1 protein-coding gene and 1 pseudogene are annotated in these 1,006 nt (G+C 44.6%); both read right to left on the reverse strand.

Annotation, left to right across the window (positions count from 1 at the left end; genetic code table 11):
- Positions 1 to 201 (reverse strand): hypothetical protein (locus F6K53_RS45550; RefSeq protein ID WP_366511465.1); only part of this gene is annotated, 201 nt, incomplete at its 3' end.
- Positions 202 to 273: 72 nt separating this feature from the next.
- Positions 274 to 1,006 (reverse strand): annotated as a pseudogene (locus tag F6K53_RS45555) (hypothetical protein); the annotation flags it as partial.

A 1,006-nucleotide genomic window follows, 5' to 3' on the forward strand; every position in this document is an offset into this window, starting at 1 on the left:
TAGTGAACCAGACCGGACTATAATGATTAAGTGCTCGGAGGCACCGCACTGCTCGAACCCCTTAGCTAGGAGCAGGAGTGACACTAGGGTACCGCCCAAAGAGTTGCAGGCTCCTGGCAAAACCATAAGTTTGCGCCGACTCAATTCCTGATTTCCAGAAGATTCATAGTGATGTCGTAGTGTATTGTTTGCAGTGATCATAGACTTATGTCATTCAAGGTAGCGCGGTAATAGGTTTGATTGCCAAAATTCTTTGCTCTCTTCAGAGGTCATCTAACCTCCAAGGGTTTTACCTAACAGCTTGGAACGCAAGTAACTGTTCAGTCCGGAGCTAATAATTGTTCTACCTTCACTAGGAAATAAAACACAGATAGTACTCCCGATTAGCTTGGTCAAAATTTTTCGGGGTCTGCGTCTTATGGCAATATTTTCTTGTAAAATCAGCCAAATAATCTGTAGTGATTCTGTCCAAGGAACGCTACCTCTTTCTATTGCTTTGTAGAGGCGATAGTCTCCATCTTGTTGCAGATCGAAGCGCTCAGTTAATCCAGTTCGGGCAGCTGTTTGGTTGATTTGGCTAGCTCTGAGTTCACGTCTATAGATTAGTTTAGATAAATTAGTAGTACGGGCAAACTTGTTTTTGCCGTGTATGCGATAGAACGTTAAAGGCTCCTTGATGCTGCCAACCTGACCATAAAAGGGAACTGTCAACATTAAGTAACCATCAGCAGAACCCCTTGAGGGAAGAGGCAAGACTTGTTGGAGAGTTTCACGGCGGTAAGCGAGGGCAGAAGTGAGCGCTACTTTGTACTTTCCTCGCTTGAGCAGTAGACTGCGCACATCACCTTGACTGAGGGTCTTAAGAGTATAGTGACGGATGGGCAAACCTTCTTGATCGACGGCAGTCCAATAATTGGCAATCTGCACCCATTCAGGATGATTTTGAAAGTTGGTAACCACTTTGGCTAGCTTGTCCTGAGCAATATAGTCATCAGAGTCTAACAAA

Source organism: Moorena sp. SIO4A1 (genome assembly GCF_010672065.1).
In the GTDB taxonomy this organism is placed as follows: domain Bacteria; phylum Cyanobacteriota; class Cyanobacteriia; order Cyanobacteriales; family Coleofasciculaceae; genus Moorena.